This window comes from Pseudomonas sp. SZ57 (genome assembly GCF_009495975.1).
In the GTDB taxonomy this organism is placed as follows: domain Bacteria; phylum Pseudomonadota; class Gammaproteobacteria; order Pseudomonadales; family Pseudomonadaceae; genus Aquipseudomonas; species Aquipseudomonas syringae.
Genome location: NZ_WIBD01000071.1, coordinates 1 through 252, shown reverse-complemented (window position 1 = coordinate 252; position 252 = coordinate 1). Strand labels below are relative to the sequence as shown.

At 44.0% G+C, this 252-nt stretch carries 1 protein-coding gene; it reads left to right on the top strand.

Going from position 1 to position 252, the window contains the following annotated elements; genetic code table 11:
* Nucleotides 1–252: amino acid--tRNA ligase-related protein (locus tag GE543_RS27030; protein WP_218571935.1), on the top strand; the 252-nt coding region annotated here is incomplete at both ends.

Sequence of the window (252 nt, the reverse complement as noted above, 5' to 3'; positions counted from 1 at the left end):
TACTGGGATAGAAGTCTTGGGTGCTGCACACGAATTACCTTTCGACATGTCGCTCGAGGGGTACAATCTAGAATTGGTTACAGAGCTCGACAATCGCGCGCTTGTTCTTCGTCATCCGAAAGTTCAAGCAGTTTTCAAAGTGCAAGAAACTATTATTGATTCATTCAGAGAATACATGAAGAAAAATAATTTCTTCGAATTTCAAGCGCCTAGTATCGTGCCTGCGACAGCCGAAGGCGGGGCAGAAGTTTT